The sequence below is a fragment of the Paraburkholderia sp. GAS206C genome (assembly GCF_050435645.1).
GTDB lineage: Bacteria > Pseudomonadota > Gammaproteobacteria > Burkholderiales > Burkholderiaceae > Paraburkholderia > Paraburkholderia phenazinium_B.
The window spans coordinates 117151-135899 of sequence record NZ_JBNDKR010000006.1; the positions used below are offsets into that span (position 1 = coordinate 117151).

At 62.1% G+C, this 18749-nt stretch carries 18 protein-coding genes; 11 read left to right on the forward strand and 7 right to left on the reverse strand.

The genetic code is table 11. The annotated features are described in order from the left end of the window. Positions 1-47: 47 nt before the first annotated feature. The gene (locus P3T20_RS17890; protein WP_429287493.1) at positions 48-788 is read right to left on the reverse strand and encodes an SDR family NAD(P)-dependent oxidoreductase; all 741 of its coding nucleotides are present in this window, start codon (positions 786-788) and stop codon (positions 48-50) included. Between the two features lie 122 nt (positions 789-910). Between P3T20_RS17890 and P3T20_RS17895 the strand changes: the two genes are divergently transcribed. The 3 genes from P3T20_RS17895 (at position 911) to P3T20_RS17905 (ending at position 3450) form a co-directional block, all read left to right on the forward strand. After that, positions 911-1801 (forward strand): LysR family transcriptional regulator, encoded by an 891-nt coding sequence (locus tag P3T20_RS17895; protein ID WP_429287494.1) that lies wholly within the window; start codon positions 911-913, stop codon positions 1799-1801. A 171-nt stretch (positions 1802-1972) separates the two neighbouring features. Next, the gene (locus tag P3T20_RS17900) at positions 1973-2773 is read left to right on the forward strand and encodes a phosphodiesterase (RefSeq protein ID WP_429287495.1); all 801 of its coding nucleotides are present in this window, start codon (positions 1973-1975) and stop codon (positions 2771-2773) included. A gap of 116 nt (positions 2774-2889) precedes the next feature. Continuing rightward, complete coding sequence (locus P3T20_RS17905) at positions 2890-3450, forward strand: GNAT family N-acetyltransferase (RefSeq protein ID WP_429287496.1); 561 nt, start codon at positions 2890-2892, stop codon at positions 3448-3450. Positions 3451-3474: 24 nt separating this feature from the next. Here the strand turns inward: P3T20_RS17905 and P3T20_RS17910 are convergent, their stop codons facing one another. Next, on the reverse strand, positions 3475-4410 hold the full coding sequence (locus P3T20_RS17910) for a LysR family transcriptional regulator (protein WP_429287497.1): 936 nt from the start codon (positions 4408-4410) through the stop codon (positions 3475-3477). Between the two features lie 136 nt (positions 4411-4546). Between P3T20_RS17910 and P3T20_RS17915 the strand changes: the two genes are divergently transcribed. Next, entirely contained in the window at positions 4547-5857 is a 1311-nt protein-coding gene (locus P3T20_RS17915) for an MFS transporter (protein ID WP_429287498.1), read from the forward strand. Between the two features lie 45 nt (positions 5858-5902). Next, positions 5903-7399 (forward strand): M81 family metallopeptidase, encoded by a 1497-nt coding sequence (locus tag P3T20_RS17920; RefSeq protein ID WP_429287499.1) that lies wholly within the window; start codon positions 5903-5905, stop codon positions 7397-7399. 13 nt (positions 7400-7412) lie between these two features. On the opposite strand, the gene P3T20_RS17925 is transcribed toward P3T20_RS17920, so the two are convergent. Beyond that, positions 7413-8324 (reverse strand): LysR family transcriptional regulator, encoded by a 912-nt coding sequence (locus P3T20_RS17925; protein ID WP_074265155.1) that lies wholly within the window; start codon positions 8322-8324, stop codon positions 7413-7415. 128 nt (positions 8325-8452) lie between these two features. Between P3T20_RS17925 and P3T20_RS17930 the strand changes: the two genes are divergently transcribed. Further along, positions 8453-11989 carry an ABC transporter ATP-binding protein gene (locus P3T20_RS17930; protein WP_429287500.1) on the forward strand — a complete coding sequence of 1179 codons (3537 nt, stop codon included), beginning with the start codon at positions 8453-8455 and terminating at the stop codon, positions 11987-11989. Between the two features lie 90 nt (positions 11990-12079). Here the strand turns inward: P3T20_RS17930 and P3T20_RS17935 are convergent, their stop codons facing one another. Next, entirely contained in the window at positions 12080-12532 is a 453-nt protein-coding gene (locus P3T20_RS17935; protein ID WP_429287501.1) for a hypothetical protein, read from the reverse strand. Here P3T20_RS17935 and P3T20_RS17940 point away from each other — a divergent pair. Both P3T20_RS17940 and P3T20_RS17945 read left to right on the forward strand, forming a co-directional pair. Continuing rightward, positions 12516-12713, forward strand: a complete 198-nt coding sequence (locus tag P3T20_RS17940) for a hypothetical protein (RefSeq protein WP_429287502.1) — start codon at positions 12516-12518, stop codon at positions 12711-12713. The two genes, P3T20_RS17935 and P3T20_RS17940, sit on opposite strands and share 17 nt — an antisense overlap. A 498-nt stretch (positions 12714-13211) precedes the next feature. Further along, positions 13212-13514, forward strand: coding sequence for a DUF4148 domain-containing protein (locus P3T20_RS17945; protein ID WP_429287503.1), 303 nt, complete (start codon positions 13212-13214; stop codon positions 13512-13514). Between the two features lie 70 nt (positions 13515-13584). Here the strand turns inward: P3T20_RS17945 and P3T20_RS17950 are convergent, their stop codons facing one another. Further along, a complete protein-coding gene (locus tag P3T20_RS17950; protein WP_429287504.1) occupies positions 13585-14445 on the reverse strand; it encodes an alpha/beta hydrolase in 861 nt (286 codons plus the stop codon). Positions 14446-14617: 172 nt separating this feature from the next. Between P3T20_RS17950 and P3T20_RS17955 the strand changes: the two genes are divergently transcribed. Next, a complete protein-coding gene (locus P3T20_RS17955) occupies positions 14618-15157 on the forward strand; it encodes a YbaK/EbsC family protein (RefSeq protein ID WP_074266127.1) in 540 nt (179 codons plus the stop codon). Positions 15158-15189: 32 nt separating this feature from the next. On the opposite strand, the gene P3T20_RS17960 is transcribed toward P3T20_RS17955, so the two are convergent. After that, complete coding sequence (locus P3T20_RS17960; protein WP_429287505.1) at positions 15190-16131, reverse strand: aldo/keto reductase; 942 nt, start codon at positions 16129-16131, stop codon at positions 15190-15192. Positions 16132-16453: 322 nt separating this feature from the next. On the opposite strand from P3T20_RS17960, the gene P3T20_RS17965 reads away from it, so the two are divergent. Next, entirely contained in the window at positions 16454-17122 is a 669-nt protein-coding gene (locus P3T20_RS17965; RefSeq protein WP_429287506.1) for a hypothetical protein, read from the forward strand. A gap of 212 nt (positions 17123-17334) precedes the next feature. Continuing rightward, the gene (locus P3T20_RS17970) at positions 17335-17553 is read left to right on the forward strand and encodes a hypothetical protein (protein ID WP_429287507.1); all 219 of its coding nucleotides are present in this window, start codon (positions 17335-17337) and stop codon (positions 17551-17553) included. Between the two features lie 72 nt (positions 17554-17625). Here P3T20_RS17970 and pstS read toward each other — a convergent pair whose 3' ends face one another. Then, complete coding sequence (pstS, locus tag P3T20_RS17975; protein ID WP_429287508.1) at positions 17626-18717, reverse strand: phosphate ABC transporter substrate-binding protein PstS; 1092 nt, start codon at positions 18715-18717, stop codon at positions 17626-17628. Between the last annotated feature and the right edge of the window lie 32 nt (positions 18718-18749).

An 18749-nucleotide genomic window follows, 5' to 3' on the forward strand; every position in this document is an offset into this window, starting at 1 on the left:
GAAATCTCCGTGATGTATCGGAACGCCCTGGCGGCGCTTCTCTGGTGTCAGACCTGACCGATCCCGCCATCGGCCATCAGATCCGAACCTGTCACGTAAGAACTCTGATCGGACGCGAGGAATAGAGCCGCGCTGGCAATTTCCTCGGCCTGGGCGAGTCGACCGAGCGGGATCATGCCCTGGTACATCTTCACGAGATTCTCGCGAGTGTCCGACTGCGAATCGAGAATCGGAGTGTCGGTAGCGCCGGGGCTGAGCATGTTGACGCGGATGCCGCGATCCTTGAATTCCGCAGCCCAGGTGCGGGCATAGGAACGCAATGCCGCCTTGGTCGCCGCGTAAGCGGTGTGGCCAGGAATACCCATCTGATGCATGGCTGACGAGACCAGAATGATCGATCCGCTGCCTGTCATCATCGGCAACAGCTTCTGCACCATGAAGACGGGGCCGCGGGCCATGAGGTTGAACGCCTTGTCGAAATGCTCGGGCGTGAGGGTGTCGATCGGAGCCTGCTCCGTAAAGCCCGCGTTCGACACGATGATGTCGACGACACCCTTTTCTTCTTTGACTGCCGCAGCGACACGGTCGAGGTCATCGAGATTCGCAGCGTCGGCCTTGATAGCCGTCACGTTGCGTCCGAGCAGTCTGGCGGCCTCGTCGAGCTGTGCCTGCCGACGGCCAAAGATAAACACGTGAGCGCCTTCAGCGACAAAGCGCCTGGCCGTCGCCAGACCGATACCGGTCGTTGCGCCGCTAATGACGGCGATCTTGCCTGTAAGTGTGGACATTGGAACCTTCTGCCTGTTCGTGATTGACAGGTTCATGGTAATTGTCATCGCCGGCGATGATAATCCGCCGATTTCCCATAAGATCCATTCTCAGAGAGAATGGGTTAAACGGGAGAGATGCAATGGACCGGTTTCACGAATTGAACGCCTTCATCGCTGTTGTCGAAGCGGGGGGCTTTTCCGCCGCGGCGCGTCGAACGGGCGAATCGCAGTCCGCTATCAGTAAGGCTATCGGTGCGCTCGAAAAGCGCCTCGGCGTGATGCTGTTCAACCGCAGCACGCGCAGCGTGACGCTGACGGACCAGGGGCAGAGATACTACGATCGGACCAAGCCGCTGGTCGACGAGATGGATGAAGCCGATAGCGAACTGACCAGCAGCACGCTCAATGCATCCGGCCTGATCAGGATCGCCGCGTCCGGAACTTTCGGACGCCTGCACATTCTTCCGCTTATCCCCGACCTGTTGGCGCTGAATCCCGGCCTTCAGGTCGATCTGATTCTTTCGGACTTCGTACGAGATATGGTGGAAGACCGGATCGATCTGGCGATTCGTGTGGGCCCGGTCGACGATCCCGATGCGGTCGTCAGGCGCGTGGGCAGCACTCCGCTCGTGTGCGTCGGCTCCCGTCGTTACTTCGAGCAACACGGAATGCCGAAGACCCCCGCCGAGCTCGTCGATCACAATTGCCTTTTATATGGAGGCCTGATCGAATCGGCGAACTGGCCGTTCGTCGGGCCGCAAGGCCGGTTCAGTGTGGCCGTCCGTGGAAATCTCTCGTCCAACAGCGTCGAAACGATTCGCTCAGGTGTGCTGGCCGGGGTTGGAATTGGCCTGTTCGCCAAAGTCTCTCTTGCCGATGAGCTCCTGGATCCGGACGTGATCAGCATTTTCGACGAATTTATAAGCGATGTCCGGGATGTGAGCCTCATCTGGCCGAAGCGTCGATTTGTGCCTGCACGCGTGCGTCGTGCGACCGATTTTTTTGCTGCGGCTTTGGCGGAGCGACTTTAGACCAATGGAATCAGCCGGAGCGCGGGGTGTCGTCTCTGCGGATGTGGGCAGTCGCGATGGACGTTGGATTGCCGCGCACTGGCTTGCCACAAACGATTTTTGGTCGCTTAGCCTTCACGCAACATCGAATTGTCTTCCTCCAACAGACCATGACCGGAGAGCAGGGTATCCATGACAGTGATCGCGCAACTTTCAGATATTCATGTTCGACCGCGAGGAATGCTCTACCAGGATCTCGTAGACTCCAATGCGATGTTCGCGCGCGCGATCGAGACGCTCAACCGGCTGCATCCCGTTCCGGACCTCGTGCTGATTACTGGTGATCTGACGGACGAGGGATCTCCCGAAGAATATGAGGCGCTGCGTGAATTGCTCGCGCCGTTAAAGCATGCGTTTGCCGTCATGCCCGGCAATCACGATGAACGGGACCATTTGCGCGCCGCCTTCGACGATCACTTGTGGTTGCCTGCCGAAGGCGAGCTTCACTTTGGCATCGACGTGGACGCCGTGCGGATTCTCGCGCTCGACACGAGCGTGCCGGGTCTCCACCACGGTGAACTAAGCCACGCGTCGCTCACGTGGCTCGAACGGGAACTTGCTGAAAACTTGCATAGACCGGTCGTCATCGCGATGCATCATCCGCCGTTCATCACCGGCATACCGTATCTCGATCAGTACGGCCTGCGAAATGTTAGCGCCTTCGCCGAGCTCGTGTCTCGGTACGGCAATATCGACCGTATCGTCGCAGGCCACGTTCACCGCTCGATGCAGACGCGCGTCGGATCTGTGCCCGTATTGACGTGTCCGAGCACGACGACGCAGATCGCGCTGCGCGTCGAACCGGACGCCGAGCCGGCGTCCTATCTTGAACCGCCTGCATTTATGTTGCATCGCTGGGCAGGCCCGGCGGCCTCCGCGGTTTCGCACTTGTGCTACATCGGGCGCTTTGAGGGACCGCTGCCGTTTGCCTAGACTTCACTAAAAGGACGGCCCCCCCACTGGCCGCCTGGCATGTAGGTGCCAGTAACCTTCAGTTTCGGGTTTGAGAACTCCGTGCACATCGAACTCGACGAATACATACCTCACACATGTCCTTGCCAACCCCGACGCTGCATACCCCCCGCCTGCTATTACGCCCGTTCACCGACGCCGATATGGACGCTATCTTCGCGCTGCAAAGCAGCCCGCGCGTGCTGCGTTACTGGGACGCGCCGGCCTGGAAGAGTCGCGCACAAGCGGAGCGCTTTATCGCCGGTTGCAGGCAGATTGAGCAGGAAGGCACCGGCGCGCGGCTGGCCATCGAGCGGGCCGCCGACGGAGTGTTCATCGGCTGGTGCTCTCTGGGCAAATGGGATCCGGTCTATCGCAGCGCGAAGATGGGCTATTGCCTCGATGACGTGGCATGGGGCCAGGGCTTCGCCACTGAAGCAGCGAACGCTTTGTTGCAATGGGCCTTCGAGACGCTGGACCTGAACCGTGTTCAGGCCGAGACCGATACACGCAACACGGCATCGGGCCGCGTGCTGGAGAAACTCGGGTTCGTGCACGAAGGCACGCTGCGTGAAGATTGCATCGTGGACGGCGAGGTATCGGATTCCTCGGTGTATGGGCTCCTCAAACGGGAATGGAAGCCGTTGCCTCGCTGCTGAAGCGTCACCGCAAAAGCGACCGCCTCAGCCCCCAGCGCTTGACGCACCCGCCGGATTAAACATGGACATCCGGCTCACCATCCACTTCAGCACTTCATCTGCCGCGGCACTCAACGGCCGCCCGCCCCGGATCAGCAAACGCGCCTTCGCCGATGCAAACAGCGGGTGATCGATCGGCAACGCAACCAGCTCGCCGCTGGCGATTTCACGCATCGCCGCGAATCCCCCAATCAGCGTCGCGCCATTGCCTTTCTTGACGAAGCGCTTCATCACCGCCAGCGAGTTGGTGGAAACCGTTGCCCGGATGGGGATATTTTCGGCGAACGCGAGCATTTGCACGGCCTGGCCCAGTCCGTACGCGGGCGGCATCAGCGCGAGTGGACACTGAAGCATCTCGCTGACGCTCACCGGTCCGCCACGCAGCGCGAGCGGATGGCCGGCGTGGACCAGCAACTCCACCCGCTGCGACGACGTCGCACGATACTCGATGTCCGGATGCGTCGGCGGGTTGTAAGCCAGCCCGATGTGCGCGCGGCTTTCCACCACTTCGCCGACCACATCGTTGACGGGCAGCGCGTCGACCGTGATGTCGAGCTGCGGATACTGCGCGCAGAAGTCGGTGAGCACTTCGTCCATCAGGCCGTCGATATACCCTTCGCTTATTGCGAGCCGCACATGGCCTTGCTGCAAGCCCTGAAGTGCTTGTAACCGCTGTTCGAACTGCTCCTGCTGCGCCTGGCAGCCGCGCCAGAACTCGACCAGATGCAGCGCCGCTTCGGTTGGCGCGACGCCGCGAGCACGGCGCTCGAACAGCGGTGCGCCGATTTCCTCCTCCAGCAGCCTGATCTGCCTCGTAATCACCGAAGCCGCCGTATTCAGCCGGTCCGCTGCGCCGCGGATCGAGCCGTGGGTCAGCACTTCATGGAAGTAGCGCAGCCGGCGCTGATTGATCTCTCGCATTGTCGGGTCCTTTCCTGACCGTTGCCCATTGAGCAACGTTACTTCACATTAGTTGCTCTTGCTATCCCGTTTTTGTCTGCCGACCATGATTCGGTGCCTCAGCTGTCCCCTACGACCCTTCTCCCGGAGATCGTCCGTGTCCGCCATTCCATCGAATCCGAGCGCAGACCAGACCACGGCGCTCTACAGCAGGCTCAATCTGCGTCTGCTGCCGTTTCTGCTGATCTGCTACCTGTTTGCCTGTCTCGACCGCCTCAACATCGGCTTTGCAAAACTGCAGATGCAGACCGATCTGAACTTTTCGGACGCGGTCTATGGCGTCGCCGCGGGCATCTTCTTCCTCGGCTATGTGCTGTTCGAAGTGCCGAGCAACCTGTTGCTGCCGAAACTGGGCGCGCGTAAAACGATCAGCCGCATTCTGGTGCTGTGGGGCCTTACATCCGCATTGATGCTGTTCGTCCACAACGTGCCGATGTTCTACGGGTTGCGGTTTCTGCTTGGCGTATTCGAAGCCGGCTTCGCGCCGGGGATGATTTTTTACCTGACCTACTGGTACGGCGAGGAGCGCATGGCGCGCGCGATCGCGACCGTGATGATTGCCGGCCCGCTCAGCGGCGTAGTGGGCGGGCCGTTGTCGGCGTGGACCATGACGACCTTCGCCGGCGCGTTCGGGCTCGCCGGCTGGCAATGGATGTTTCTCGTCGAAGGCTTGCCGTGCATCGTGCTCGGTGTGGTGGCGTGGTTCTTCCTGGTCGACCGGCCGGGCGATGCGAAGTGGCTGTCGGCGGAAGAGAAGCGCGCGCATACCGCAAGCCTGGGTACGCCCGCCGCCGCGCATCATTCATTCGCTCAGGTGGCGCGCGACCCCCGTGTGTACCTGATGGCGCTGGGCTATTTCTGCGTGATCTGCGGCATCTATACGGTCAACTTCTGGTTGCCGACCATCATCAAGGCCGACAAGGTGACGGACACCATGCAGATCGGCCTGTACTCGGCGATTCCCTACATTGCTGCCGTGATCGGCATGTATTTAGGAGGACGTAGCTCGGATCGCTATCGCGAACGCCGCTGGCACAGCGCGGTGCCGGCGCTTGTCGCGGCGATCTCACTGGCTATCGCGACGCTGGCGAGCGGTCAGCTTGCGTTGTCGCTCATTTTCATGACCATCGCCACGGCGGCGATGTGGGTCTCCTACACAGTTTTCTGGGCCATTCCATCCGACTATCTGAAAGGCGATGTCGCTGCGGGCGGTATTGCCTTGATCAATACGATCGGTTTGCTCGGCGGCTTTTTGAGCCCGACCATCATCGGCTGGGCCAAGACCGCGACCGGCAGCCTGCAGGCTGGCCTGTATGTGATGGTCGCGTTGCTGGCGCTCGGCGCGGGCCTGCTGCTGGCGATCCGCTTGCCGTCGCGCACGGAGGTCTCTCAGCGTGCCCGGGCCTGATCCCATGCACACGCTGGTGCGCTGTCTTTAATGGAGAGTACGAACTTGGCATACAAGATCCTGATTGCTGGCTTCCAGCACGAAACCAACACGTTTGCGCCGTCCCCGGCCACGTATGAAAGCTTCGTACGTGGCGAGGGTCATCCGCCGATGGCGCGAGGCGACGCTGTGCTCGCGATACGCGATGTCAACCTGCCGATCGGCGGCTTTATCCAGGCCAGCGAGCGGCAAGGGCACACGCTGCTGCCCGTCATCTGGACCGCCGCGAGTCCTTCCGCGCAGGTGACGGAAGACGCCTATGAACGCATCGTCGGTGAGATCGTGGCGGCAGCGGGCGACGGTGGCTTCGACGCGATCTACCTCGACTTGCATGGTGCGATGGTGGCGCAGCATGTGGACGACGGCGAAGGCGAACTGCTCGCACGCATCCGTGCCAAGGTCGGTCCGTCTGTGCCGGTCGTCGCTTCGCTCGACCTTCATGCGAACGTGACCGAGCGCATGCTCGCCAGCGCCGATGCGCTCGTCGCCTACCGGACTTATCCGCATGTCGACATGGCCGACACTGGCGCGCGGGCTGAGCGCCTGCTGGTGCGCTTGCTCGACGAGCACAAGCCACTTGCACGAGCCGCCCGTCGTCTGCCGTTCCTGATTCCGATCAATGGCATGTGCACGATGCTCGAACCGGCCCGCTCGATGTACGAAGCGCTCGGCACGCTGGAGCAGGGACCGGTCGTCTCGCTGTCGTTCGCGCCGGGCTTTCCCGCCGCTGATTTTCCGGAATGCGGGCCTGTCATCTGGGGTCATGGTGAGGAGGCCTCAGCGGTGCGCGACGCCGTCGATTCGCTGTACGACACAATGCTGCGCAACGAAGCGCAATGGGCGGTGCCGTTCCTGTCTCCCGATGCTGCCGTGGCTGAAGCGATCCGCCTCAGTGCAACGGCGCAGAAGCCCGTGGTGATCGCGGACACGCAGGATAACCCCGGCGCCGGCGCCGATTCGAACACGACCGGCATGCTGCGCGCGCTGCTCGACAACGGCGCACAGGATGCCGCGCTCGGCCTGATCTGGGACCCTGAGGCGGCCGCGCAGGCACACGCAGCGGGCGTGGGCGCAACGCTGGAGCTGGCACTGGGAGGCCGCTCGGGAACGCCGGGCGATGCGCCTTTCATCGGGACATTCGAAGTCGTCGCGCTTTCCGACGGCCGCTGCCGCTACGATGGTCCGATGATGCACGGCATGCAGGTGGAGCTGGGCCCGGTGGCGTGCCTGAAGATAGGGGGTGTGCGCATTGCCGTGAGTTCGACCAAGGCGCAGATGCTCGATCGAAATCTTTATCGGGTCGCGGGTATCGAACCGGAGCAAATGAAAATACTGGTGAACAAGAGCTCCGTGCATTTTCGGGCCGACTTCCAGCCGATCGCGCACACGGTGCTGGTCGCGAAGGCGCCGGGTCCGATGACGGCAGATCCTGCCGACTTGCCATGGAAGCGGCTCGCGCGAGGTATCAGGATTCGGCCTATGGGAAAGTCGTTTGGCGGCTGAGGGCGCCTTGAGGCTATGCTCTCGCTGCAACCAGCGTGTGCATCGGAGGCACGGTCGCCTCCGAGCAGAGAAACTCGATTAGCGCGTCGAGCTTGCGATGCCGGCGCGTCGGTCCGCGCCGCAGAACGAAGCACCACGACGCCGGCCGGGAGCGGTCGGGAAACAGCCGCACCACACGCCCGCTGCGCAATTCCGCGTCGATCAGCGGCGAGCGCCCAAGCGCGAGTCCCGCACCGCCGACGGCAGCACTCAGCACCTGACTGAAGCTGCTATAGCGGACGATTTTGGTTTCGAAATCGCCAGGCAGCCCGAACTCCGCTGACCAGTTGCGCCAATCGATCTCAGGGAAATCCTCGTGCGTTTCCTGCAGCAGACGGCAACGGCAAACTCTCGTGGAGGCGAACTCATACAGATCGGGACTGCAGACCGGAAACACCTCTTCGCGGAACAGCACGATGTCATCGGGACGCAGGGCGCGTTCGGATACATGCAGGATGGCGAGGTCGATGCTGTGGCGGGCGAATTCTGGTTCGCCATCCTGAATGATGGCGTTCAGCGGGGCATCAGGATGGCTGGAAGAAAACTCGGCGAGACGGCGCGCCAGCCACATTGTCGAAAACGATGCGTTAGCAGAGACGGTCAGCCGTCTGGAGACCCCCTTGATCTGCGAACAGGCGTCCTCGAGCAGCGCCAGTGCGTTGCTGACCGAGGGCATCAGGTTCGAACCTGCCGGTGTCAGGCGAATTCCCCCCAGCCCCGTGCTGCGTTCGAGCAGACGGGTGCCCAGCGATTCTTCCAGGCTGCGGATCTGGTGGCTCACGGCGCTGGTCGACACGCTCAGTTCGACCGCCGCGCGGGCAAAGCCGCCGAGCCGAACCGCCGCCTCGAACGCACGCAACGCCGACAGTGGAGGGATATTGGACATAGGAGGGTATTGTAGGATATTCAACACCCCTTGAAAAACCATCTTTTGCCTGCCGGTCCGGCGCTTGGTAAGGTCGCATAAACCCGAATATAAAAAGCGATGTTGCGCTGAACCGACCGGAGAAACGGATGTATTTCGATAGCAGGTTATGGATGATGATGGCGGGGCTGCGGCTACGCGTGGCCGGCGCGGTGGTGCTGGGCTTGCTCGCTATGGGCTTTGGCGTGATGCGCTTCGTCTTTCTCGGCCGGGTTCTCGCGCTCGCGTTCAAAGGTGCACCACCGCAACAGATTGCGCTCGCCGCAGCCGCTACGGTGGCCTGCATGCTGCTGCGGGCCGCACTCGATCATCGCCGCGTCGTGCTGGCCCAGGGCACGGCTGGGCGAGTGCAGTCGGTGCTGCGCGCACGCCTGTTCGACCGCATCGCCGAGCTTGGCCCCGCCTGGTTCGGCGCCGAACGCACCGGTGGCGTGATGCTTGCCGTCATCGACGGCGTGGAGCAGTTGCAGACTTTCTTCGGCGCTTATGTGCCGCAACTCGTTATCGCAGCTTGCGCGCCGGTGGTGATCTTCGCGGTGCTGGCCTGGTGGGACGTGCCAACCGCCGCCGTGCTGCTGGTCGCCGCGCTCGCGACGCTCGCACTGCCGATGCTGGTTCACAACGCCGACAAGCGCGCGGCCATCGCTCGCGCGGCGGCGTTCAAGGCGTTCGGTGAAGAGTTCCTCGACGCGGTGCAAGGTCTGCCCACACTCAAGGCATTCGGCCAGAGCGGTGCCTTCGCGCAAAAGCTCGCGGGTCACGCGCGAGCCTTGTCCGGAAGCACGTTCTGGGTGCTCGCCCTGGGTCTGCTGACCCGCTTCTTTACCGATCTCGGCACCGGGCTGGGCGCGGCGGCTGCCATCGCGGTAGGCGCCTGGCGGGTGCGTCACGGCGAGATGAGCCTTGAAGCCTTGCTGATCATCCTGATGGCCGGCACGGAGATCTTCCGGCCGCTGCGCGATCTGCGTTCGGTGCTGCATTCGGGCATGATCGGACAGTCGGCGGCGAACGCTATCCACACGTTGCTGGAGGCCCGTAGCGATGCTCCGGCTGCGCTCGGCGCGCAGGTCCCGGACCTGACGCCCAGCATTGCATTCGACAGCGTCGGCTTTGCCTACCCGGGCCGCCGCGCCGATGCCCACGCCGGGCTGAGCTTTACGATTGACGCCGGCGAAACGGTGGGCATCGTCGGGCCGAGCGGGGCGGGGAAATCGACCATCCTGCGCCTGCTGTTACGCCAGCACGATGCGCAGGCCGGGGCAATCAGCATCGGCGGTCACGACATTCGCACGCTGAATCCCGACCAGGTGCGCGGCATGATTGCGATCGTCGCTCAGGACACCACGCTGTTCGACGGCACGATCGCCGATAACCTGCGGCTCGGCCGGCACGATGCCAGCGAGGCGGACATGATCGCCGCCGCGACTGCGGCCAATATCCACGACTTCATTAGCGCGCTACCCGACGGTTACGCGACGCGCATTGGAGAGCGCGGCGCCACCCTCTCCGGCGGACAGCGCCAGCGCATCGCGATTGCTCGGGCGTTGCTGCGCGACGCGCCGATCCTCGTACTCGACGAGGCGCTTTCCGCAGTCGATGCGGAGAACGAAGCAGTCATCCAGCAAGCGCTCGACCGCTTGATGCGCGGTCGCACGACGCTGATTCTCGCGCACCGGTTGTCGAGCGTGATCGGCGCCGACCGGATTCTCGTGCTGGAGCAGGGGCGCGTGGTGCAGAGCGGCACGCATGCCGAACTGATCGATCGTCCGGGGGCGTATCACCGTCTGATGGGACCGCAGGTCTCAGCGAGAGGCGAAGCGCCGGCTGTGATCGAGCGGGTAAGGACCGCGGCAGTTTCGTCGGGGCCGCAAGTGCGAGCGCTCGCCGAGGACGCCGCGGCGATCGGTTGGGGCGATACATTGCGGACCCTGTTGCGCTTCGTTCGACCATGGCGCACGAAGCTGACGCTGACCGTGCTGTGCGGCATCGGCCGTGTTCTGAGCTTCATCGGGGTTGGCGTGCTGGCTGCGCTGGTTGTGGCCGGCGTCTCTTCGGGGCGGCCAGTCCTCGCGTTGACCATCGGACTGCTAATTGCTGCGCCAGTTGCGGCGACGCTTCACTGGCTGGAATCCTGGCTCGCCCATGACATGGCTTATCGTCTGCTGGCGGAAATGCGCATCGCCTTGTTTGCGAAGCTGGAGCGTCTCGCGCCTGCGTATCTGCTGCGTCGCCGTTCCGGCGACCTGGTGGCGCTGGCCACTCAGGACGTGGAGACCGTCGAATATTTCTATGCCCATACCGTGGCCCCGGCATTCGTCGCAGTGTTGATTCCCGCTGGCGTGCTCGCATTGCTCGCATGGGCGGCCTGGCCGCTCGCGCTCGTGCTGCTGCCTTTCCTTGCGTGGGCCGGTCTCACTCCGGTCTTCGCGCGCAGCAAGATCGACCGTCTCGGTGGCGAGGCACGCGCTGCATTAGGACAGCTTGGCGCGCATCTCACGGAGACGATCCAGGGTCTCGCCGAACTCGCCGCTTTCCAGGCCACGGGGCGCCGCCGCGCAGTGTTTCTCGCGGACCTTCAGGCTTACCAGAAGCAGCGCTCCGCTCTGCTCGACGATCTGTCGCGTCAGAGCGCCGCGCTGGAAATCGCGACCGGCCTCGGTGGACTCGCCGTGGCCTTGCTGGGCGCCGTGCTTGCTTCGCGCGGCTGGTTTGCCCACGAGTGGCTGCCATTGCTTGTACTTGTAGCCGTGGCCGCCTTCATGCCCGTCGCCGAGATCGGCCAGGTGGCGCGTCAGTTGGCCGATACGATCGCGTCCACGCGCCGCCTGCATGTGGTCGAAAGCGAGAACGAACCGGTGACTGATGGCGACCTCCCGGTGCCGGCGAACCCGCCAATCCAGATCGAAGCGTTGACATTCTCGTACCCGGGACGCAGCGTGCCGGCGCTGGACCGCGTGAGCTTTGTTGTACGTCCGGGCAGCACTGTGGCGCTGGTGGGTGCATCGGGGGCGGGCAAGTCGACGGTAGCGAATCTGCTGTTGCGTTTCTGGGATCCGCAGCAAGGCGCGATCAAGCTAGGCGGCATCGATTTGCGCCAGTTGCGCCTTGACGATCTGCGCAGCCACATTGCGCTGGTGGCGCAGGACACCTATCTGTTCAACGACACGCTGGAGGCGAACATCCGTCTCGCGGGACGCGACGTATCCGACGAGGATGTGCGCCGCGCACTGGATCGGGCAGCGCTGAGCGAGTTCGTGGACCGCTTGCCGGAGGGACTTGCAACCCGGGTGGGCGAACGCGGCGTGCAACTGTCTGGCGGTCAACGTCAGCGGGTGGCGATTGCGCGGGCGTTCCTCAAGGACGCGCCGATCCTGATCATGGACGAGGCGACTTCGCATCTGGACACGATCAGCGAGCAGCAGATCCGCGCGGCGCTGGAAGAGCTGATGGCACATCACACCTCGATCATCATCGCGCATCGTCTGTCGACCATTCAGAACGCGGACACCATTCTCGTGATGGACGGCGGACGCGTGGTCGAGGCCGGTAGTCATGACGAACTGCTGGCTGCGCGCGGTGCCTATGCAAGGCTCGTCGCGCACCAGTCGGGCGTGGTGGCCGCTTAATTGGACGTATGCGCTGGCATCAGGATGCCAGTACAGCGGTGTAGGGCGGTGGCCAGCGACGCGCGCCCGCAAACGGGCGCGCGTCCGGCCTTAATGCGTTATAGATACCTTGAAGGCAGACTCGTAAGTCAACTGGACGTGCTCGTGGCGCGCCAGTGAATTCATCACGGTGACGAGATCCGGCTGGCTCACCTTCACGGACTGCGCCGTGCCGGTCCGGTCGGCAATGGTCAGGAGATTCAGCTTGCTATTGATCGCCGTGACTTCCACCACCCCGTCATAGGTTCGCACTGCGCGAAAACCGTCCTGGCCGGAATCGGCTGCCGATTGGGTCACCTTGACGCTGTGCGTCAAGCGCGTGAGTTTGGCACCCTTCATGGGAGTAAGCGCGGTGACGTACGGCTCCAGATAGGCGATGGCGACTTTGTTGCCTACGCTAACCCGGTCGAGCACGTCGCTATGGTCCTTCGCGTTCAGACTCAGTTCGCGGCCGCTTTTGAGCGTCACGACAATGATCGAATTCTTCTTGTCGATGAAACTCACGGTGCCGTTTGCGTGGTCAACGGTTTTGTCGCTTTGTGAACTGGCGGCCGCTGCCGAAGCGGCTGCCGGTTCCGAAGCCGTGCTGTCGGCCGCGGCGCAGATTGAAAGCCACGAGGACAGACCTAGTACGACCGCGATTGCTGCGGATCGCCGTGCTACGGAAGAACGACCACTGGACTGATAAAACATTAGTGCCCCCCTATCTATATGCGTTTCCGGTCCACGAAAGACGCAGCATCGATACGTCTCGCGCTTGACCCCTGAAATGCAGGTTCGAAATGTCAATTCCATCCTGACGGCACCGGAAACGTTTCATGCCGGCTTCTTGCGCCGCAGGATGCGGTGTAACGGTACCACGTTCCGCCAGCGGGCTTACCAATCGAAAGCTTGTCAGGGTGCTCGATAACGACGTGGTGGAAGGGTATCTGGAGTGGTTCAGATCAGAGGCAGGCGAGAAAGTGCGGACGGAGGTCGGCAAGGACGACGGCGTCGTGATCGACCGGCTGTTCACCTCAGGTTCGCTATCTATATCACAGCGTGAAAAAACCTTCACGTGTCCGAAGCCGGAACGACACCTCTTCCTGCCTATTCTGAATACGCAACTTCGGCAACGGTCCAATTCCATCGCGACACAGGCCGTCTTGCCGCAGGGCAATATTAGACACTGGAGGAAGACACCATGAAGACCCCGTTGAAGTACGCATTGCCCCTCGGGCTGATGATGGCCAGCGCCTGTGCGATGGCTTCGGGCCAGCTCACACCGCACGAATGCAACTCGTATCCGTTCAAGCACACTCAGGGCGAAGTGACGCACCGCGACATGATACGGGAGCTGCGCGAACTGGAGTCCGTCGGGTACCGGCCTTCGACTGATAACTACTCCCTCGACATCACCGATGCGCGGGCGCGTTTGATGGCGAAGTACGCTACGGACTGCAAACCAGATCAGAATGCGACGGCTGTACCGCCGTCGAGCAGCTGATTCGTTTCAGGCTGCGGGTAAGGGCGTCGCGCCAGGCTTTCGATGCCTGCGCGCGCTTACCGCGTTGGTGTCAGGCGCCTGCGTGCTCCATCCAGCCAGCGATGGCGTCGACCACCTCGCCCTCGATCCCGTAGTAGCCGTGTGGTGACAGCGAGGCACACTGGTTCGACGAATGCGCCGTGCCCCCTTGCACGAATATCACGGTGCTGTGCGTATTGCTCATCGACTTTGCAATCGCGTCGGCCATCGAAGGTGGTGCGACCCAGCACTGATCGTCCTTGTTCGCGACCACGAGCGCGGGTACGTGCACGTCATCGGGATGCGCGTCGAAGACGGTCTCGTGCGAGGCGCCGAGGATCGACACCGATTCGGTCAGGATCACGCCCGCAAGTCGCGAGCCTTTCTCGTGTGAAGCCGCGTTCATCGCTGCAATCGACCCCTGGCTCGTGCCCATCACCCAGACGGGGGCGTTGGCCTGCTCATGAGCGAAGGCCACGATCTCCCGCGTTACTTCAGCGTAGGCAGCGGTGCTGCGCTTGCCGCGCATCGACTCATGGTCGATCGCGTCCACCAGCACGACGCCATAACCCTTGGCTTTCCATAGGTCCCGCGAGCGAACGACGAAATTGTCGCCGTGTTTGATCGCGCCATCTTTCTCGATGCCGATGTCGTCTGCGCCGCCCGGAAACATCACGATGATGCCGCGCGGTTCCGAGGGCGGTGCGTCGTATAGGACCCGCTGAAAGCCACCGTCTGCAAGCGGCAGGTCCCGCACGAGGACACCGCCTTGCGACGCTGCGCTGACGACCTCCTCGTTCGCGGGGTGGTGGTGATGGATCTCGAAGGTGGATGCATCAGCGGCAATGGACAGCGTGCAGAGAAAGGCGGCAACGAGGGCCGAGCGAAGGCGGCCAGTTTGATGTGAGAACACGCAAAGCCTCTAGGTCGGGTATCTTCAGGACTTCCTTGTCATCTCGTGGATGACACATGCGAGGATACGAGACAGCGCGCCAAATTGAAAATACATGTGAACGACGGTTGCCATATTTTCAGTGTATGGCAATCTGGCGCAAAATAGACTCAAGACAATCAGCCTGCCTATCATGCACTCACACGAATCTCTTCAGAAGCTGGACATTATCGAAGCCGATCAGCTCGCCGATCATCTGCCGGCGCAGGTCATCGCTCATTTGCCACCCAATGGTGTCGTCGTATTCGCCGTCAGCGACGACGCCTCGGATACGGCCGCGTTCAGCGAGCGTTATGGTTTCGGCCTGGAAGACTGCGCGAATACCATCGTGATTCGCTACAGGAAGGATGGCGGCGAGCACTACGCTGCGATTGTGACGCTCGGCTCGTTGCGGCTCGATATCAACGGTGCGGTCAAGGCACACCTCGGCGCGCAGCGGCTCTCGTTCGCCAGGCGGGAGGTTGCGGTCGAACATAGCGGCATGGAATTCGGCGGCATCACGGCGTTTGGAGTGCCTGACGACTGGCGCATTCTCGTCGATGCTGCGGTGATGGAGCGTGAGCAGGTCGTGATGGGCGCCGGTGTGCGCGTGGCCAAGCTGTTGTTGCCGCCAGCGGTGTTGCGCGGTTTGCCAAACTGCGAGGTTGCGCAGTTGACGTTGCCTGCGGAGTAGGCGCCGTTGGCTGCCGCTGCGTGGTTACGCGCTCATGCGCTGAGCGCGGCGACGATCTGTTTGCGCAGCGCCTGGTCGGGATAGTCACCGATACCGGCGTGCACGTTGTCGATCATGTATTCGGGGCGTCCAGTGCCGGGGATCACGCAGGTCACCGCCGGATGCGCCAGCACGAACTTGAGCAGAACCTGGGCCCATGAGGTGCAGCCGATTTGCGCGGCCCATCCCGGCAATGGGCGCCCGTGCAGTTGCGCGAGCAGGCTGCCGCCGCCGAACGGCTGATTGATCACCACACCTATGCCTCGCTCGGCTGCCAACGGCAGGATGCGTTCTTCAGCGGCGCGATCGTCTGCCGAATAATCGATCTGCACGAAATCGAGTTTCTCGCTGCGCATGATGGCCTCGACTTCGTCGAACGCGCCTGAGGTGTAGTGTGTGATGCCGAGATAACGGATCCGTCCGCTGGCTTTCCAGTCGCGCAGCGTTGCCAGTTGCGTGCGCCAGTCGAGCAGGTTGTGAATCTGCATCAGGTCTATATGCGGCTGCTGCAGGCGCCGCATCGACTCTTCCATTTGCGCAATGCCTGCTTCGCGGCCTTGCGTCCATACCTTGGTGGCGACGAACGCTTTCTGGTGGGCGGCGAGTTGGGTCAGCAAGGTGCCGGTTACCGCCTCGGAGGTGCCGTACATGGGGGATGAATCGATGACGGAGCCGCCGGCGGCGAACAGTATGCGGAGTACCTCGGCTAGACGTGCCTGGGCGGTGACGTCGTCGCCGACGTCGAAGGTGCGCCATGTGCCGCAGCCGACGACGGGGAGTGGTTCGCCGGTGCTGGGGATTGGGCGTGTGTGCATGGGTGGGGTGGGTTGCGCTTTGAGCAGGGTGCTAAGCGGTGCGGTCAGGATGGTGCCTGCGGCGAGGCGCAGCAGGGTGCGGCGGGTTGGGTGCGGGGTCGTGGTTCGTGGTGGAGTCATGCGGTCCTCCGTGCGTCCTGTAGTCGCTCGTGGCGTCATCGGCACGGCGCGCTGCGCTGCGAAACGCCGGAACATGATGCTCTCACGAAACGGCAAATCCTGCGGTACGCAACCACTATCACCTGCGCAACTGCGACGCGCGTCATAAATCCTCAAGGGTATCAACGACTTGCCGAGTTTGCCTGGCAGTTATCCACATCCTTATGAACGGAATGTGTGGACAACTCGTACCCTGGCGTTCCTGCGAGCCTCATCCCCAAACCTGCGCCAATCAATATAAACGGTATATACTGTTTATATTGTTTATGACATGGAGATGAAAATGAACGAACCCAGCCTGAAAAAACCGACCAAAAAGACCTTCCACTTTCCGAAGAGCGCTACGGCAGACGCAACGGCCGATGCCAGTCAAACCGACGCAGTGGTGGAAGTAACCGCGAAACCCGAGAAGACGAAGGGAGCCGCAGCGCCGAAGGCATCGCGTCGCAAGTCCGCTGAAAAGGTCGCTGCCGCCCCGAAGGCCGAGGCTGCAGTGAAAGAAAAAGCCGCCCCAAAGGCCGAAGCCGTAGCAAAAGAAAAAGCTGCACCGAAGTCCAAGGCCGCACCGAAGCAAAAATCCGCACCGAAAGAGAAGGCTGCCGACGCCGGGGTAGTTGCAGCTGAAAAGCCGAAGCAAGCCAAGAAGGAAACCGCGAAGAAAGCGGTCGCGAAGACGGACGTAGCGAAAAATGAAGTGGCGAAGAAAGAAGTCGCCAAGAAAGAAGTCGCCAAGAAAGAAAAAGTCGTCCGCGACAGCTTCACGATGCCCAAGTCCGACTATGCAAAGATCGCCGTCCTGAAACAAAAGTGCCTCGAAGTCGGCATTTCGGTGAAGAAAAGCGAAGTGCTGCGCGCCGGTCTGCTGCTGCTCGAAGGCGCAACCTCGCAACGCCTGCTGGCTGCGATTTCGGCGGTCGAAACTGTCAAAACCGGCCGTCCTGCAAAATCGTAATTTGAAGTCGTAACGCAGGGTCGTATCGGCAAAGAAGCAAATAGGCAAAGAGGAAAAGAAGCAAAGAACTTCGCGCTCGTCTTGATCGTATCGCTCGCCGGCGGCAATCCCGTATACCGCTTCCGGGGTCACGCAAGTGACACTGCACTTCACTATCGTGAAGAGGCTCACTCCTATCGTGGAGTGAGCCGTTGCACATACCGGAGACTTCCATGAGCGATCAACACGAAGTTCATCACCATCACCACGAAGCAGCCAAGCATCTCGATTCAGCGGCCAAGCATCATCGCGAAGCAGCGAAGCATGCTGAGGCAGGCGATCACGAGGCAGCAAGCCACCATGCGCATCTCGCCCATGGTCACGGGCTGCACGCTGGCGAGCACGCCGAGCATGCGGCCAAGAAGGCGGCGCATCTGCATAGCGGCCATTAATCGATTTAGCCGCTGCTAAAAGACAAACGGCGCACCCTCGAACCGGGTGCGCCGTTCTGTTTTAGCGGGTCCTTATTTGATCGACTGGATCTGCGCCTGGCTCAGCTCCCACGTATGCGGCGGCAGCGGAATGAAATGCACGGTGTCGAGGTACGCCTCGTTGGTTTCGGACGGCACGATCGACCACAGCAGGAAGCGGCGCACTGCCGCAGCCGTCGTCGGATCGGGCTGTTTCGTCGAGACCACCGCGTACTCGTAGTTGACGAGCGGGTAAGACCCCGAGGCTGGCGCATACACCAGACTCAGCCGTTCGTCGGCCGGCGTGCGCGGACCCAGCGAAGCGGCGCCCGCCGTGATCGTCTCCTTGGTGGGCAGCACGAATTCCCCTGCGCCATTCTTGAGCGCAGCGGTGCCGAGTTGCGCGGCTGCCAGTTTGTCGCCAAAGCTGACACCCACGTAACCGATCGAAAAGGGCGTGCTCTGCAGTGTCTGCACCATCCCTGCATTGCCCGTCGCCGTCAGGCTGCCCGGTACGTTCGGCCACGAAATCGTCGTGCCGTAGCCGTTGGCGTTTTCCCAGCTATCCGTTGCGAACGACAGAAACTGGGTAAACACGAACGTATCCCCCGAGCCTTCGGCCCGGCGGATCGGCACGATAGCGTGATTCGGCAACGTTACGCCCGGATTGAGCACGGCGATCTGCGGCGCATCCCAGTTACGGATCGTCCCGCTGTAGATGCCAGCGAGTACGGGGCCATCCAGCTTCAGATGCGTTGCGTTGAGACCGGGCACGTTGTAGTTGACGGTCTGCGCAGCGATTGCCAGCGGCACGTTGATGATCTGCGGATGTTGCCGCATCTCGGCATCGGACATATACGCATCGGACGCTCCGATATGCACCTTGCCCGCCAGCACCTGCTGGATGCCGGCTTCGGAACCCGTGCCGGCAACGGTGATGTGAACGCCGGGATGCGTCTTCGTGTACGCGTCCACCCAGGTCGTGAAGAGCGGATACAGCAGCGTCGAGCCGGTCTCGTTCAGCGTGAGGTCTTGTGCGTTGGCCAACGCGCCCGTCATCACCGTGAGCGCTGCCACGCATAGCGGCGCGGCAGCGAAACGCTGCCAGCGCAGGCGTAGTGCAGGTTTTTTAACATCGTGATTCATGCATCTCTCCGTCGCATTGCTGGGAAGCCATC

Excerpts from the sequence above, each read along its gene's own strand:
- P3T20_RS17890 (WP_429287493.1), bottom strand. The coding sequence starts at position 788 with ATGTCCACACTTACAGGCAAGATCGCCGTCATTAGCGGCGCAACGACC.
- P3T20_RS17895 (WP_429287494.1), top strand. The coding sequence starts at position 911 with ATGGACCGGTTTCACGAATTGAACGCCTTCATCGCTGTTGTCGAAGCG.
- P3T20_RS17900 (WP_429287495.1), top strand. The coding sequence starts at position 1,973 with ATGACAGTGATCGCGCAACTTTCAGATATTCATGTTCGACCGCGAGGA.
- P3T20_RS17905 (WP_429287496.1), top strand. The coding sequence starts at position 2,890 with ATGTCCTTGCCAACCCCGACGCTGCATACCCCCCGCCTGCTATTACGC.
- P3T20_RS17910 (WP_429287497.1), bottom strand. The coding sequence starts at position 4,410 with ATGCGAGAGATCAATCAGCGCCGGCTGCGCTACTTCCATGAAGTGCTG.
- P3T20_RS17925 (WP_074265155.1), bottom strand. The coding sequence starts at position 8,324 with ATGTCCAATATCCCTCCACTGTCGGCGTTGCGTGCGTTCGAGGCGGCG.
- P3T20_RS17930 (WP_429287500.1), top strand. The coding sequence starts at position 8,453 with ATGTATTTCGATAGCAGGTTATGGATGATGATGGCGGGGCTGCGGCTA.
- P3T20_RS17945 (WP_429287503.1), top strand. The coding sequence starts at position 13,212 with ATGAAGACCCCGTTGAAGTACGCATTGCCCCTCGGGCTGATGATGGCC.
- P3T20_RS17955 (WP_074266127.1), top strand. The coding sequence starts at position 14,618 with ATGCACTCACACGAATCTCTTCAGAAGCTGGACATTATCGAAGCCGAT.
- P3T20_RS17960 (WP_429287505.1), bottom strand. The coding sequence starts at position 16,131 with ATGACTCCACCACGAACCACGACCCCGCACCCAACCCGCCGCACCCTG.
- P3T20_RS17965 (WP_429287506.1), top strand. The coding sequence starts at position 16,454 with ATGAACGAACCCAGCCTGAAAAAACCGACCAAAAAGACCTTCCACTTT.
- P3T20_RS17970 (WP_429287507.1), top strand. The coding sequence starts at position 17,335 with ATGAGCGATCAACACGAAGTTCATCACCATCACCACGAAGCAGCCAAG.
- pstS (WP_429287508.1), bottom strand. The coding sequence starts at position 18,717 with ATGAATCACGATGTTAAAAAACCTGCACTACGCCTGCGCTGGCAGCGT.